Here is a 12,814-nt window from a genome sequence, read left to right as displayed (position 1 = left end):
AACGCAACGCATGGACCTGATCGCCAACCACATCACCCATCGCTTCGGCGAGCTCGCCGTGCTCGACGACGTCTCGTTCACCGTCAGCGCGGGCGAGGTGGTGGCGATCGTGGGGCCCTCGGGCTGCGGCAAGAGCACGCTGCTGTCGATCCTCGGAGGCCTGTTGCTGCCGACCTCCGGCGCGCCCGAGCTGCGTGGATCGCCGCCGGCGGACAGTCTCAATCCGCTCACCTTCGTGTTCCAGGACTTTGCGCTGCTGCCCTGGGCCAATGTGGAGGAGAACGTCGAATTCCCGCTGCTGCACACCCAGCTCTCGCCCGTGCAGCGCCGCGCGCTGGTCGACGACGCCTTGCGCCGCACCGGCCTGACCGATTTTCGCAAAACCTATCCAAAGCAGCTTTCCGGCGGCATGCGCCAGCGCGTCGGCATTTCGCGCGCGCTCGCGGTCAGGCCGGCCATTCTCCTGATGGACGAGCCGTTGTCGGCGCTGGATTCGCAGACCCGCGAACTGCTGATGGAGGATTTCGTCCGGCTGCTCGCCGATGGCGGCATGGGCGCGGTCTATGTCACCCACAATCTCGAAGAGGCGGCGCGGCTTGCCGACCGCATCGTGGTGCTGTCGCGGCGTCCTGGCCGCATTCGCGAGGTCGTCAGCGTGCCGATGACGCGCACTGAGCGCGGTGACATTGCAGCCCGTGAAAAGCTGCTCGCGCTTCAGAACCAGATCTGGTCGCTGATCCGCAACGAGGCGATCGATGCCGAGCGCGAGGTTCAGCATGCTTGATCGCGCTCCGGCGGGACCATCTGCGAAGGATGAAGCGGTCCGACGCGTCCGCTTTCGCGGCGCCGGCTTCGTGCCGGCGAGCAGCCGCTTCGGCGGCTGGATCGCGCTCGCGCTGGTCATTGCGATCTGGCAGGCGGCCGGCAGCACCGGCCTGGTCAATCCGCTGTTCCTGCCGCCGCCGTCGGCGATCGCGCGTGCAATTTACCAGCTCGCGATCTCGGGCGCGCTGTGGCAGCACCTTTCCGCGTCGCTCCTGCGCATCGGTGTCGGCTGGCTGCTCGGCACGGCGGCCGGTGTCGCGGTTGGCTTTGCCATCGGCCTCTCGCGGCTGGCGCGCAGCGTCGGCATCACCTTCATCTCGGCGCTGTTCCCGATCCCGAAGATCGCGCTGCTGCCGCTGTTGATCCTCTGGCTCGGCATCGGTGAAGAGCCGAAGATCGCGACCATCGCGCTCGGGGTGTTCTTCTCGACCGCGATCTCGGTCTATAGCGGCGTCGACGCGGTGCCGCGCAATCTCATCCGCATGGCGCAGAGCTTCAACGTGCCGTTCGCCACCATCGTGCGCAAGGTGGTGTGGCCGGGCGCGCTGCCCGCAATCCTCGCCGGCTTCCGCATCACGTCGTCGGTGGCGCTGCTGCTCGTCGTCAGCGCCGAGATGATCGGCGCGCAGTACGGCATCGGCGCGTTCGTGCTTCAGGCCGGCAATTTGATGCAGACGGATCAGCTGCTCGCGGGCGTGGTGATTTTATCGGTGTTTGGGTTGATCGTGGGGCGGGTGATCAACTGGCTGGAGATACGGCTCTTGCACTGGCGATAGCCGCAGTCACCGCAGCCGTAGGGTGGGCAAAGCGAAGCGTGCCCACCAATTGTTTCATCGCTCGCGGAGATGTGGTGGGCACGGCGCGTTGCGCCTTTGCCCACCCTACGAGACCGGTGTCGTCACGCGTTCCCGCGATCCTCCCGGAACAAATCCAGCTTCTGCTGCACGGGGCGATCCGAGAAGCTGAACAGCACCGCATCCATGTCGGCCTCGTGCGTGACCCATTGCCAGCTCGGCACCACGAACAAATCGCGCGGGCCCCATTCGAAGGTCGAGTCCCCGATGCGGGTGCGGCCGTGGCCTTCGATCGGACAGAACACCGTTGCGTCCGTCGAACGATAGCGCGCGGTCTTGAAGCCCTTCGGCAGCAGCTGGATGAAGGTGCCAATGGTCGGCATCGCGAAGTCGCCGGTCTCGGGGTTGCTGAATTTCAGCTTCAGCCCGTGACATGCGTCCCACTCCTGGCTCGTGCGAGCTTTCTCCAGTGCCTCGCGCGTGTAGGCATAGGGATAGCTGAAGATCGGCGAGGTCTTCGAGCTTCGCTTCACGTCGACCGGCAGCAGATTGTGGCCGTAGCGCGCAAAGCTGTCGCCGGCGGGCCTTGTGATCTTCTGATGGTCCTCGTTGGAGCCTTCCGCGAAAGAGCAGTCGAAGAACTGCACCAGCGGAATGTCGAGACCGTCGAGCCAGAACATCGGCTGGTCGGTCTCGTTGGAATGATCGTGCCAGGTCATCGACGGCGTGATGATGAAGTCGCCTTGCTCCATCGCGGTGCGCTCGCCGTCGACCGCGGTGTGGGCGCCCTTGCCTTCGAGCACGAAGCGCAGCGCCGATTGGCTGTGCCGGTGCGCGGGCGCGACGTCGCCGGGCACCACCATCTGCACGCCGGCATAGAGCGACGTGGTGATTTTCGACTGCCCGCGCAGGCCGGGATTTTCCAGCACCAGCACGCGCCGCTCGGCTTCTTTTGCCGTGATCAGTTTGCCGGCCTCGGTCATGTAGTCGCGGATGATGTCGAACTTCCACAGATGCGGCCGGCAGGCGCTCTTCGGCTCCGGCGTGATCAAATCGCTCATGACCGTCCAGAGCGCGGTGAGATTCTCGCCGTCGATCTTCTTGTAGAACGCCTCGCGTTCCGGCGTCTTCGTCACGGCTTCCATGGTGCGGCTCCCGTCGTTTTGTTGATTGACAGTATACTTACGATCTAGGTAGCGTCAACATGCGAACAAGAACGAAACGGGAGGGTTCCGATGAAGCTGCACGGCTATTTCCGCTCCAGCGCCGCCTACCGGGTACGGATCGCGCTGAACCTCAAGGGTCTCAGTGCCGAGCACCTGCCGCATCACCTTCGTAAGGGCGAGCAATGCGCGCCGGCCTATCTCGCCATCAATCCGCAGGGCCTGGTGCCCGCGCTCGAGAACGATGCGGGCGCAGTGCTGACCCAGTCGGTCGCCATCATCGAATGGCTCGACGAGACCCATCCCAACCCGCCGCTGTTGCCGGGGGATGCGTTGCAGCGCGCCAAGGTGAGGGCGTTTGCGCTGGCGATCGCCTGCGACACTCACCCCGTACAGAATCTGAAGGTGCTGGCGCGGCTGCGCGAGCTTGGCCTTGCCGAGGAGAAGGTTCAGGACTGGGCGGCCTGGGTCAACCGCGAGGGCCTCGCGGCCTGCGAGACGCTGATCAGGGCCGAGCCGGGCCCGTTCTGCTTCGGGGATGCGCCGACGCTCGCCGATCTCTGCCTGGTGCCGCAGCTCGCCAATGCCCGCCGCTTCGGCGTCGACGTCTCGGCCTATCCGCGCCTGCTTAAGGCGGAAGCCGCGGCCAAGGCGCTGCCGGCGTTCGTCAACGCCGCGCCGGAGAACCAGCCCGATGCCGAGTAAGCCGCCTCCGATCACGATAGACGCAGTCTATGCCGCGCCGGGCTATCTGTTCCGGCGCATGCAGCAGATCGCGGTCTCGATCTTCATGGAGGAGTGCAAGGCGTTCGACCTCACGCCGGTGCAATACGCGGCGCTGATCGCGATCCACACCCACCCCGGCATCGACGCGACGCGACTGTCCGCGGTGATCGCCTTCGACCGCTCCACGCTCGGCAGCGTGATCGAGCGGCTTCAGGCCAAGGATTTCGTCGAGCGCAGGCCGGCGCCGGAAGACAAGCGGATCAAGCTGCTCTATTTGACCAAATCAGGCGCGGCGATCCTGCGTGACATCATTCCCGCCGTCGAACGCGCCCAGATGCGGATGCTGGAGCCGCTCAAGCCGGCGGACCGCAAGGCACTGATGGGGCTCCTGGCGCAGCTCGTCGATCTCAACAACGAGGCGTCGCGGGTGCCGCTCCGGGCGGAGGACGCGCTGGAGCATCTGGGGAAGGCGCCTTAATCCTGGTTGTCATTCCCCGCGAAGGCGGGGAATCCAGTACGCCGCAGCTTCTCTGCATAACTCGCCGTCTCGGAGTACTGGATCGCCCGCCTTCGCGGGCGATGACAGCGGAGGCTCACATCCGCAACAGCGCTTGCCGGTCGATCTTCCCCGTGCCGGTCTTCGGCAGCTCGTCGATGAAGATCACCTCGCGCGGATATTTGTACGGAAGCAGCTTGCCCTTCACGTAATCCTGCAGCCTGCGGGTCGCTTCGCTTTGATCCGCCGCGCGGCTGTTCATCACCACGACCGCCTTCAGCGTCATGCGCCGGTCCGGCAGCTCGGCGGCGAACACCGCGCATTCGCGGATGTCCGGGTGGTCGGCGAGGCACAGCTCGACCTCGAGCGGGTAGACCCACTGGCCGGAGATCTTGATGAGATCGTCGGCGCGGCCGCGGAAGAAGTGAAAGCCGTCGGCATCGCGGACGAAGCGGTCGCCGGTGTAGATCCAGCCGCCTTCGCGGATGGTCTCGGCGGATTTGTCCGGCCGGTTCCAGTATAGCGGCGTGTTGGAATCGCCGCGCACCCACAAGATGCCTTCCTCGTCGTCGGCGACATCGCGGCCGTCCTTGTCGCGCAGCGCGACCTCGTAGCCGGGCACGCGCAGGCCGGCGGCGCCAAGCTTCTTCCGCTCGGGACGGTTGGAGAGATAGATGTGCAGCACCTCGGTCGAGCCGAGGCCTTCGACGATCTCGAGACCGGTGAGCGTCTTCCAGCCATTGAAGACGTCGGCCGAGAGCACCTCGGCGGCCGAGAGCGCCATGCGCAGCGACGAGAAGTCGGTCTTGTCGGCCCCCTCGGCCTTGGTCAGCGATGTATAGAGCGTCGGCAGGCCGAAGAAGACCGTCGGCTTGTACTGCTCGATCGCCGAAAAGATCGCCGCGGGCTTGGGCTGGCCCGGCAACAGCAGCGTCGTCGCGCCCGCCGAGAACGGGAAGGTGATCGCGTTGCCAAAGCCATAGGCGAAGAAGATTTTCGGCACCGAGAAGCAGATGTCATCCGGCGTCAGCTTCAAGACGTTCTGCGCAAAGGCGGCCTCACTATAGGCCATGTCGTGCTGGAGATGCACGATGCCCTTGGGCCGGCCGGTCGATCCGGACGAGTACATCCAGAACGCCATCTCGTTGCGATGCGTGTCGGCTTCCGCGAGTTCGGCCGGAAATTGCGGGAGCCAGCCGGCGGCAGAGACGGCGTTCGGTGCGGCGTGATCGCCCACCGCGCCATTGACGACGATCAGCGTCTGCAGGCTCGTGTCCTTGCAGGCCTCGGCGTTGAAACGTGCACAGAACTCGGCATCCGCCACCGCAACAGAAGCGCCGGAATCGGCGAGATAGAATTGCAGCAGATCCGGCGGTGTCAGCGTGTTGATCAGCAGCGGCACGAAGCCGGCACGTACCGCGCCGAAGAACGCGGCCGGATAGGCCGGGGTATCGTCGAGGAACAGCAGCACGCGGTCGCCGCGCTTGAGGCCGAGCGAGGCAAAGCCGTTGCCCCAGCGGCAGGCTTCCGCGCAGAGCTCCGCGTAGCTGCGCGTCCCCGCGGGGCCAATGAGTGCGAGCTTGTCGCCGCATCCTCTTGCGAGATTGTCGAATAGAACGCGGCTGGCATTGTAGACCTGCGGAACGGAAAAGCCGATCTCGCGCGCGCCCGCGCAGTCGGCGGGCACCTGATCGTTAATCTGCCCGCTCATGCCTCGTCCCCACCATTCTTGGCGGCTTCGTAGCGCGCCATGAAAGCCGGCGACATCGCGCGCAGGCGGGAGTCGTCGATGCGGCCCGAACGGGTGATGTAGCTGTAGGCAAAGTCCATCAGGCCCTGCTGCATGTGCTGAGCAAAGTGCTCGTACCAGAAAGCGCTGGTCCGCGCGGCGTTGACGAGCTTCTGCACCACCGGCTTTCGCGCGGCCTGGTAGCGATGCAGGGCAGTGGACAGGTGCGCATCCGACTCCAGCGCCTTGACCAGCGCAATGGCGTCCTCGATCGCGAGCCGCGTGCCCGAGCCGATCGAGAAATGCGCCGAGTGCAGCGCGTCGCCGAGCAACACCATGTTCTTGAACGACCAGTGCTCGTTCCAGACCCAGGGGAAGTTGCGCCAGACCGATTTGTTGGAGACCAGCGAGCGGCCGCCGAGCGTGTCGGCGAACACCTCCTCGCAGACACCCTTGGACTGCTCCACGTCCTTGTAGGCGAAACCGTAGGCCTGCCAGGTCGCGTGATCGCATTCGACCAGGAAAGTGCTCATGGTCGGTGAGTAGCGGTAGTGGTGGGCGTTGAAGGCGCCGCGGTCGGTCTTCACGAAGGTCTGCGACAGCGTGTCGAAGCGCTTCGAGGTGCCGTACCAGACGAACTTGTTGGAGGAGTAGGACAGCGAGGTGCCGAAATCGCCCTCGAAGGCGCGGCGCACCAGCGAGTTCAGCCCGTCGGCAGCGACGATCAGATCGTGGCCGTTGAGCTGGTCAATCGCATGAATTGGCGTGTCGAAGCGCGGGGTGACGCCGACATCGAGTGCGCGCTGCTGCAGGAACCGCAACAGCTCGAGCCGGCCGATCGAGGAGAAGCCGACGCCGTCGATGGCGACGCTGTCGCCGCTCAGGTTCAGGGTGATGTTCTCCCAGCTCTCCATATGCGGCGCGATCGCGTCGACCGTCTCGGGGTCGTCGGCGCGCAGGAATTCCAGCGCCTGGTCAGAAAACACCACGCCAAAGCCCCAGGTCGCGTCGGCCGGGTTCTGTTCGAACAGGTCGACTTGATCCTCGGGGTGACGCTTCTTCCAGAGATAGGCGAAGTAGAGCCCACCGGGCCCCCCGCCGATCACGGCGATCCGCAACGTCTGTCCTCCCTGATTGACAGTATACTTACTATCTAGGGGTAGACTAATGTGCTCGGGTCGCCCGCGCCAGCGGAATTATCGGCAAGGCGCGCGGCACGCCGAAGCTCACGTCCGGACGCGCGTTTGGCGCGTGTCCGGAGCAGTGACCTTGCGAAGCATAGCCAAACCGTGGCGGCTTGGCCATCCGCCCCGTCAGACGCAGCGCTTCACGTAGACCCCGTCCACCAGCACCCCTGGTAAAGCGGACCACCGGATGGCACGCTTCTCTAGCGCGCAGCGAACGGCGCCAGCACGTCCTTGCAGGCGGGCGACAGCGACGCGGCGTTGCTGGTAATGCATTGGATGATCCGACCGCCACCTGGCGCCACGCTGCCGCACAGCGTGCGGACATCCTCGCGACATGCGGACTGGACGATGAACAGCTCTTCGCGTGGCCGCAGCGGGCGCAGCACGATCACGGCGGGCGCGGCTGCCGGTGCAGCTGCCGCAGGAGCTGCGCCCGCAGGTGCCGCCGTTGCTGCCGCGCCACCGCCGGCCGCGGCGCTCACGGCCTTCTCGCAGGCCGGCGAAACCTTTGCCTTGTTCTTCTCCAGGCATTCGAGCGCAGGCGCGCCGCCCGGTGGCACGCTGGCGCACACCTTGGGATAATCGGCGCGGCACGCGCTCTTGACGGCAGCGACCTGCGCGCTGCTCGGCTGTTTGGCTGCAGCGGCGGCTGCAGCAGCCTTGGGCGCGGCCGCCGCAGCCGGCTTTGCGGCGGGAGCGGTTTCAGCCTTCGGCGCGGCAGGCGCGGCCTCCGCCTTGGGTGCGGCCTCCTTGGGTGCAGCCTCGGTCTTCGGCGCGGCTTCGGTCTTCGGCGCCGCAGCAGGCTCGACCGCGCGAACCGCGGTTTGGCATCCCGATGACAAGCTGGACATGTTCTTCTGCAGGCATTGATAGGCTTCCACGCCGCCGGGCGTGACGCTCGAACAGTGCGCCATGAAGTCCGAGCGGCATGCGGAGCGGATCGCGCTCTTCTGCGCCTCGGTCGGTGCCTGTGCGAATGCGCCTGCTGCAGTTGCGAACAGAGCCGCCGCCAGCAACGCCCCGCGTGCTGACGCATGTTTCAACGTGTTGAACATCCGAGTGAATCCTGCCCTGTCGGTAACGCCGACATTTTTTCAAAAGTGATGCAAACAATCGTCGCGGGTGATGCCGCGCGCGACATCATTGGCCGCCGCGACCTCTACCGCAAGTAGATATTGGCGTTGCAATTGCGACGTAACTAGGTCGTCAGAGCTTGACCATCCGCTTGCCGCGGTTCTCGCCCGCCAGCAATCCGATCAGCGCCTTCGGCGTGTTCTCGAGGCCGTCGATGATGTCCTCCTGCACCTTCAGTTTGCCGGACGTGACCCAGGCCTGGAGATCGGCGAGCGCACGCTGGCTTTCCTTCATGTAGTCCATCACGATGAAGCCCTGCATGACGAGCCGCTTCACCACGATCAGGCCGGGCACGCCGCGCGGGCCGTGTGCCGAGGGCGCGCCGTCATATTGCGAGATCGCGCCGCAGCACGCGATGCGGCCGTAATTGTTCATCTGCGGCAGGCAGGCTTCGAGAATGTCGCCGCCGACATTGTCGAAATAGACGTCGATGCCCTTCGGAGCCGCCGCGCGCAGCGCCTTGAACACCGCGCCGTCCTTGTAGTCGACGGCGGCATCGAAGCCGAGCTCGGAGGTCAGCCAGTTGCACTTGTCGGCGCCGCCGGCGATGCCGACCACGCGGCATCCCTTGATCTTCGCGATCTGCCCGACAATCGAGCCGACCGAGCCCGCGGCCGCGGAGACCACGACCGTCTCGCCCTCTTTGGGCTTGCCGATCTCCAGCAGGCCGAAATAGGCTGTGAGGCCGGCGATGCCGAACACGCTGAGCAGATGCGTCATCGGCTCGAGCTTCGGCATCTTGGTGAGATGTTTGGCGGGCACTGCCGCCAACTCCTGCCAGCCGGTGTCGCCGAACACGATGTCGCCGGGCGCCAGTCCCGGCGCCTTCGAGCTGATGACCTCGGCGATGGCGCCGCCGGCCATCACGCTGTTAGCTTCGACGGCTGAGCGATAGGTCGCGCCGTGCATCCAGGCGCGGTTGGCCGCGTCGAGCGAGATGTATCGCACGCGCAGCAAGGCCTCGCCGTCCTTCGGCTCAGGCACCGCACCTTCGACCAGCTTGAAGTGCTCGGGGCCGAGCTTGCCGCTGGGCTTTTCCACCAGAAGAATCTGACGATTGACGCTGCCGCTCATGATGTTTCCCCTCGGTCGCTTGACGATTATTGATGCAGCTGCCGCAAGAAAAACGTGCAAGCCGCTTTCGTTGTGCGCTGCATGCAGGCTAGATCGCGGGCGCCAGTTTCGCAACGGGAACATCCGCCCCGACGGTCGCACGCCAAGCGTGTTGCGCAGCCGTCATATCTGCGACATCATGAAGCGATCGGTGTAGCGGGGGTGTTCAATGTCGAACAGGTTTACGCAATTCATTCTGGTGGCGATGGTGCTGGGCATCATCATGGGCGCGGCGATCTACAATTTCCTGCCCGACACGCGGGGCGACTGGGCCTCGTCCATCAACCTGATCGCCGTGATCTTCCTGCGCCTGATCAAGATGATCATCGCGCCGCTGGTGTTTGCGACCCTGGTCGGCGGCATTGCTCATATGGGTTCGGGCTCCAAGCTCGGCCGCATCTTCGCCAAGACCATGGGCTGGTTCGTCAGCGCCTCTTTCGTCTCGCTGATGCTCGGCCTCGTGATGGTCAATCTGCTCCAGCCCGGCGCGAACTTCCCCGGTACGTTGCCTGACAAGGCGCAGTCGACCGGCCTGCCGGTTTCCGCCTTCTCGATCGAAAAATTCCTGACCCATCTGATCCCGACCTCGATCGCGGATGCGATGGCGCAGAACGAGATCCTGCAGATCGTGATCTTCGCCGTGTTCTTCTCGGTGGCGATGGGCTCGATGCCCGAGCGCTCCAAGCCGATCCTGGCGCTGATCGACGACATCGGCCACATCATGCTCAAGGTGACGGGCTATGTGATGCTGTTCGCGCCGTTCGCGGTCTGGGCCGCCATCACCGCGACGGTTGCCAAGAACGGCCTGCTGGTGCTCTGGAAGCTCATCGTCTTCATGGGTGGCTTCTATCTCTCGCTCGCGCTGCTGTGGGGCATCCTGGTGGTCGTAGGCTTCATCGTGATCGGGCCGCGCTACGCCCATCTGCTGAAGCTGATCCGCGAACCGCTGATGATCGCGTTCTCCACCGCAAGCTCTGAAGCGGCCTATCCGAAAACCCTGGAGGGGCTGAACAAGTTCGGCGCCTCGTCGCGGATATCGAGCTTCGTGCTGCCGCTCGGCTATTCCTTCAATCTCGACGGCACGATGATGTACTGCACCTTCGCGAGCATCTTCATCGCGCAGAGCTATCACATCGACATGCCGCTCGGCACGCAGCTCGCGATGCTGGCGACCCTGATGATCACCTCGAAGGGCGTCGCCGGCGTGCCGCGCGCCTCCCTCGTGGTGATCGCCTCGACGCTGTCGCAATTCGGCATCCCCGAGGCGGGGCTGTTGATGATCATGGGTATCGATACATTCCTCGACATGGGCCGCAGCGCCACCAACGTGATCGGCAACACACTCGCGACCTCGGTCGTGGCCAAGTGGGAAGGCGAGCTCGGGCCCGAGCACGAGCTTGGAGCGGGCGATGCCGTGCCGGGGGACATGATCCCTGGCGAAGTGCCCGCGATGGCCAGCCATTGATCGGAGTGCATCATGCGCCTTTCAATGGCGATATCGGGCGGCCTCTTGCTGGCAGCGTGCCAGCTGGCCACGGGTGCCTCCGCCCAGACCGGTGGCAGCGAAGGGCTTAGCCCGACGCTGTCAGCGATCAAGACCGCGCACACCGTGCGGCTCGGCTATCGCGAGAGCTCGCCGCCGTTCTCCTTCCTCGACCAGGCCAACCGGCCGATCGGCTACAGCCTCGAGCTCTGCGAGGCGATCGTCGAGGAGATCGGCGTCGAGGTCGACGATCCCAATCTCAAGATCGCCTACGTCAAGGTCACCTCGGATGACCGCATCGACGCCGTGCTCCAGAACAAGATCGACCTGGAATGCGGCTCGACCACGGCCAATGCCGAACGCGCCAAGCGCGTCGCCTTCTCGCCGCTGATGTTCGTCGCCGGCACCAAGTTGATGGTGCCGAAGGCCTCTAGCGTCCAGTCACTGACTGATCTGAAGGGCAAGACCATCGTGGTGACGAAGGGCACCACCAACGAGCAGGCGATCCAGGCGGCCGACAAGAAGTCCTCGTTGGGACTGACCATCGTTGTCGGTGCCGATCACGAACAGTCGTACCAGATGCTCGTCGACGGCAAAGCCGATGCGTTCGCGACCGACGACATCCTGCTGTCCAGCCTGATCGTGCGCCACAAGGCACAGGACAAGTTCCGCGTCACCGGCGATTACCTGTCCTACGACCCCTACGGCATCATGTTCCGCAAGGGCGAACCGCAACTGGCGGCGGTGGTCGACCGTACCTTCCGCAAGCTCGGCTCCAACCACGACCTCGTTCCGCTCTACAACAAATGGTTCACCGCACGGCTTCCGACCGGCGAGCGGCTGAACGTGCCGATCTCGCTGCAGTTGGAGGAAGCCTTCAAGGCGATGGACGATTCCGCGAGCGCGAATAACTAGCGCTTGTGCGACGAGCGCCGCTGCGCCCTCTCTCCTTACAAGGCAGGGCAATTGCATATCGCGTGCACGATGCGGCCCCATCGGCAGTGGGCTCCCTCTCCCGCTTGCGGGGGAGGGCTGGGGTGGGGGTGTCTCCGCGTCGGGATTGCTGAGAATTGCGCAGGATGTCCCTGTGTGGTGAGAGCCCTCACCCGCCGCGCGCGGGACGATGCTGCGCATCGCCCGGGGCGCGTCGGCCTCTCCCGCAAGCGGGAGAGGCGGAGCAAGCCGCACGGTCCTCGTGAAATCCCTATGCGATTTCCCTGCCATACAAGAGGAGAGGGCACAGCAATGAGCGGCGGGCGCTCATGTGCCCGCGGGGACCTGGTCCAGAAATCCCGTGATGCTCCTGATGCGGCCGTCCTTCAGCACGGCGAAATCCGTCCCCTTGATCGGGCTGTCGATGCCATCAGGACCAAGGCCCCAACTGAAGCGGACATGGTCGCCGTAGCCATTGGGCTCGCCGATCAGCTTGAACCTGAAATCGGGAAAGCGCTGCTGCACGCCTGCGATCAGCGCATCGACGCCGTCATGGCCGTCGCCCTTCATCAGGGGATCGACATAGCTCGCATCCGCCGTCCAGTTCTGGCTCAGCAGTTCGCGCCGGCGATCGGCTGCACGTTCGTTCCAGAGGTCGATATAGCGGCGGGCGATGGTGATCGGGTCGGTCATTGTCGTCTCCTTCGATGGCGCCGTGTCGTTCGGCTGACATGACTATCGAAGGTTTGCGCGCGCTGATCGATTACCTCGGAGGTCATGCGCATGATCCGGGAAAGTGTGAAGCGGTTTCCCGATCGGATCATGCGCCGACAAGCGCGCGCAAATGTTTGTCGCGAACTTACTTCGCCGCAGTGACCATGATTTCGACGGTGTATTGTGCTGCCGCGAGCTTGGCTTCGACGGTGGCGCGTGCCGGCGTGTTGCCGGGCGAGACCCAGGCGTCCCACACCGCATTCATCTCGCCGAACGTTTTCATGTCGGTGATGTAGATCGTGGCCGAGAGCAGTTTCGACTTGTCGGTGCCGGCCTTGGCGAGATGGCTGTCGATGGTCGCCAGGATGTCCTGGGTCTGCTTCGTCACGCTTTCGCCGGCGGCGTTGTTGGCGACGACACCGGCGAGATAGACGGTGTTGCCGTGCACGACGACCTGGCTCATGCGCGGGCCGGTTTCAAGACGCTGAATGCTCATTGGGGGTCTCCTTTGAATGGC

Annotated in this window: 13 protein-coding genes; 6 read left to right on the top strand and 7 right to left on the bottom strand. The window is 64.7% G+C overall.

Features of this window, described 5'->3' with window-relative positions; all coding sequences use genetic code 11:
- Positions 1–10 precede the first annotated feature (10 nt).
- Both ABIB90_RS07350 and ABIB90_RS07345 read left to right on the top strand, forming a co-directional pair.
- Positions 11–784: an ABC transporter ATP-binding protein gene (locus ABIB90_RS07350; protein ID WP_219684553.1), complete on the top strand. Its 774-nt coding sequence runs from the start codon at positions 11–13 to the stop codon at positions 782–784.
- On the top strand, positions 777–1,601 hold the full coding sequence (locus ABIB90_RS07345) for an ABC transporter permease (protein WP_007599348.1): 825 nt from the start codon (positions 777–779) through the stop codon (positions 1,599–1,601). Before ABIB90_RS07350 ends, ABIB90_RS07345 begins: the two co-directional genes overlap by 8 nt.
- A 122-nt stretch (positions 1,602–1,723) precedes the next feature.
- Here the strand turns inward: ABIB90_RS07345 and gtdA are convergent, their stop codons facing one another.
- Positions 1,724–2,764 carry a gentisate 1,2-dioxygenase gene (gene gtdA, locus ABIB90_RS07340; protein ID WP_354200555.1) on the bottom strand — a complete coding sequence of 347 codons (1,041 nt, stop codon included), beginning with the start codon at positions 2,762–2,764 and terminating at the stop codon, positions 1,724–1,726.
- Between the two features lie 90 nt (positions 2,765–2,854).
- Between gtdA and maiA the strand changes: the two genes are divergently transcribed.
- Positions 2,855–3,487, top strand: coding sequence for a maleylacetoacetate isomerase (gene maiA, locus ABIB90_RS07335; protein ID WP_354200554.1), 633 nt, complete (start codon positions 2,855–2,857; stop codon positions 3,485–3,487).
- Positions 3,477–3,986: a MarR family winged helix-turn-helix transcriptional regulator gene (locus ABIB90_RS07330; protein ID WP_007599351.1), complete on the top strand. Its 510-nt coding sequence runs from the start codon at positions 3,477–3,479 to the stop codon at positions 3,984–3,986. Before maiA ends, ABIB90_RS07330 begins: the two co-directional genes overlap by 11 nt.
- A gap of 115 nt (positions 3,987–4,101) precedes the next feature.
- Here ABIB90_RS07330 and ABIB90_RS07325 read toward each other — a convergent pair whose 3' ends face one another.
- From ABIB90_RS07325 to ABIB90_RS07310, 4 genes are all read right to left on the bottom strand, one after another.
- Positions 4,102–5,715 carry a benzoate-CoA ligase family protein gene (locus ABIB90_RS07325; protein ID WP_354200553.1) on the bottom strand — a complete coding sequence of 538 codons (1,614 nt, stop codon included), beginning with the start codon at positions 5,713–5,715 and terminating at the stop codon, positions 4,102–4,104.
- Positions 5,712–6,851, bottom strand: a complete 1,140-nt coding sequence (locus ABIB90_RS07320; RefSeq protein ID WP_007599353.1) for an FAD-dependent monooxygenase — start codon at positions 6,849–6,851, stop codon at positions 5,712–5,714. Before ABIB90_RS07320 ends, ABIB90_RS07325 begins: the two co-directional genes overlap by 4 nt.
- A 269-nt stretch (positions 6,852–7,120) precedes the next feature.
- Entirely contained in the window at positions 7,121–7,975 is an 855-nt protein-coding gene (locus ABIB90_RS07315; protein ID WP_354200552.1) for a cysteine rich repeat-containing protein, read from the bottom strand.
- Positions 7,976–8,126: 151 nt separating this feature from the next.
- A complete protein-coding gene (locus ABIB90_RS07310) occupies positions 8,127–9,128 on the bottom strand; it encodes an NADP-dependent oxidoreductase (protein ID WP_354200551.1) in 1,002 nt (333 codons plus the stop codon).
- Between the two features lie 208 nt (positions 9,129–9,336).
- Between ABIB90_RS07310 and ABIB90_RS07305 the strand changes: the two genes are divergently transcribed.
- Together ABIB90_RS07305 and ABIB90_RS07300 are read left to right on the top strand one after the other, a co-directional pair.
- Positions 9,337–10,632: a dicarboxylate/amino acid:cation symporter gene (locus ABIB90_RS07305; RefSeq protein ID WP_007599356.1), complete on the top strand. Its 1,296-nt coding sequence runs from the start codon at positions 9,337–9,339 to the stop codon at positions 10,630–10,632.
- Positions 10,633–10,644: 12 nt separating this feature from the next.
- Complete coding sequence (locus tag ABIB90_RS07300; protein WP_007599357.1) at positions 10,645–11,565, top strand: amino acid ABC transporter substrate-binding protein; 921 nt, start codon at positions 10,645–10,647, stop codon at positions 11,563–11,565.
- A 345-nt stretch (positions 11,566–11,910) separates the two neighbouring features.
- Here ABIB90_RS07300 and ABIB90_RS07295 read toward each other — a convergent pair whose 3' ends face one another.
- Positions 11,911–12,276 (bottom strand): nuclear transport factor 2 family protein, encoded by a 366-nt coding sequence (locus ABIB90_RS07295; RefSeq protein WP_354200550.1) that lies wholly within the window; start codon positions 12,274–12,276, stop codon positions 11,911–11,913.
- A gap of 166 nt (positions 12,277–12,442) precedes the next feature.
- Positions 12,443–12,793, bottom strand: a complete 351-nt coding sequence (locus ABIB90_RS07290) for a RidA family protein (protein WP_007599359.1) — start codon at positions 12,791–12,793, stop codon at positions 12,443–12,445.
- Positions 12,794–12,814: the final 21 nt, after the last annotated feature.

This window comes from Bradyrhizobium sp. JR4.1 (assembly GCF_040548605.1).
Lineage (GTDB): Bacteria > Pseudomonadota > Alphaproteobacteria > Rhizobiales > Xanthobacteraceae > Bradyrhizobium > Bradyrhizobium canariense.
Note: the sequence above shows the minus strand (reverse complement) of the source record. Positions and strands in the feature narration are given on the sequence as shown.

Excerpts from the sequence above, each read along its gene's own strand:
- ABIB90_RS07350 (WP_219684553.1), top strand. The coding sequence starts at position 11 with ATGGACCTGATCGCCAACCACATCACCCATCGCTTCGGCGAGCTCGCC.
- ABIB90_RS07345 (WP_007599348.1), top strand. The coding sequence starts at position 777 with ATGCTTGATCGCGCTCCGGCGGGACCATCTGCGAAGGATGAAGCGGTC.
- gtdA (WP_354200555.1), bottom strand. The coding sequence starts at position 2,764 with ATGGAAGCCGTGACGAAGACGCCGGAACGCGAGGCGTTCTACAAGAAG.
- maiA (WP_354200554.1), top strand. The coding sequence starts at position 2,855 with ATGAAGCTGCACGGCTATTTCCGCTCCAGCGCCGCCTACCGGGTACGG.
- ABIB90_RS07330 (WP_007599351.1), top strand. The coding sequence starts at position 3,477 with ATGCCGAGTAAGCCGCCTCCGATCACGATAGACGCAGTCTATGCCGCG.
- ABIB90_RS07325 (WP_354200553.1), bottom strand. The coding sequence starts at position 5,715 with ATGAGCGGGCAGATTAACGATCAGGTGCCCGCCGACTGCGCGGGCGCG.
- ABIB90_RS07315 (WP_354200552.1), bottom strand. The coding sequence starts at position 7,975 with ATGTTCAACACGTTGAAACATGCGTCAGCACGCGGGGCGTTGCTGGCG.
- ABIB90_RS07310 (WP_354200551.1), bottom strand. The coding sequence starts at position 9,128 with ATGAGCGGCAGCGTCAATCGTCAGATTCTTCTGGTGGAAAAGCCCAGC.
- ABIB90_RS07305 (WP_007599356.1), top strand. The coding sequence starts at position 9,337 with ATGTCGAACAGGTTTACGCAATTCATTCTGGTGGCGATGGTGCTGGGC.
- ABIB90_RS07300 (WP_007599357.1), top strand. The coding sequence starts at position 10,645 with ATGCGCCTTTCAATGGCGATATCGGGCGGCCTCTTGCTGGCAGCGTGC.
- ABIB90_RS07295 (WP_354200550.1), bottom strand. The coding sequence starts at position 12,276 with ATGACCGACCCGATCACCATCGCCCGCCGCTATATCGACCTCTGGAAC.
- ABIB90_RS07290 (WP_007599359.1), bottom strand. The coding sequence starts at position 12,793 with ATGAGCATTCAGCGTCTTGAAACCGGCCCGCGCATGAGCCAGGTCGTC.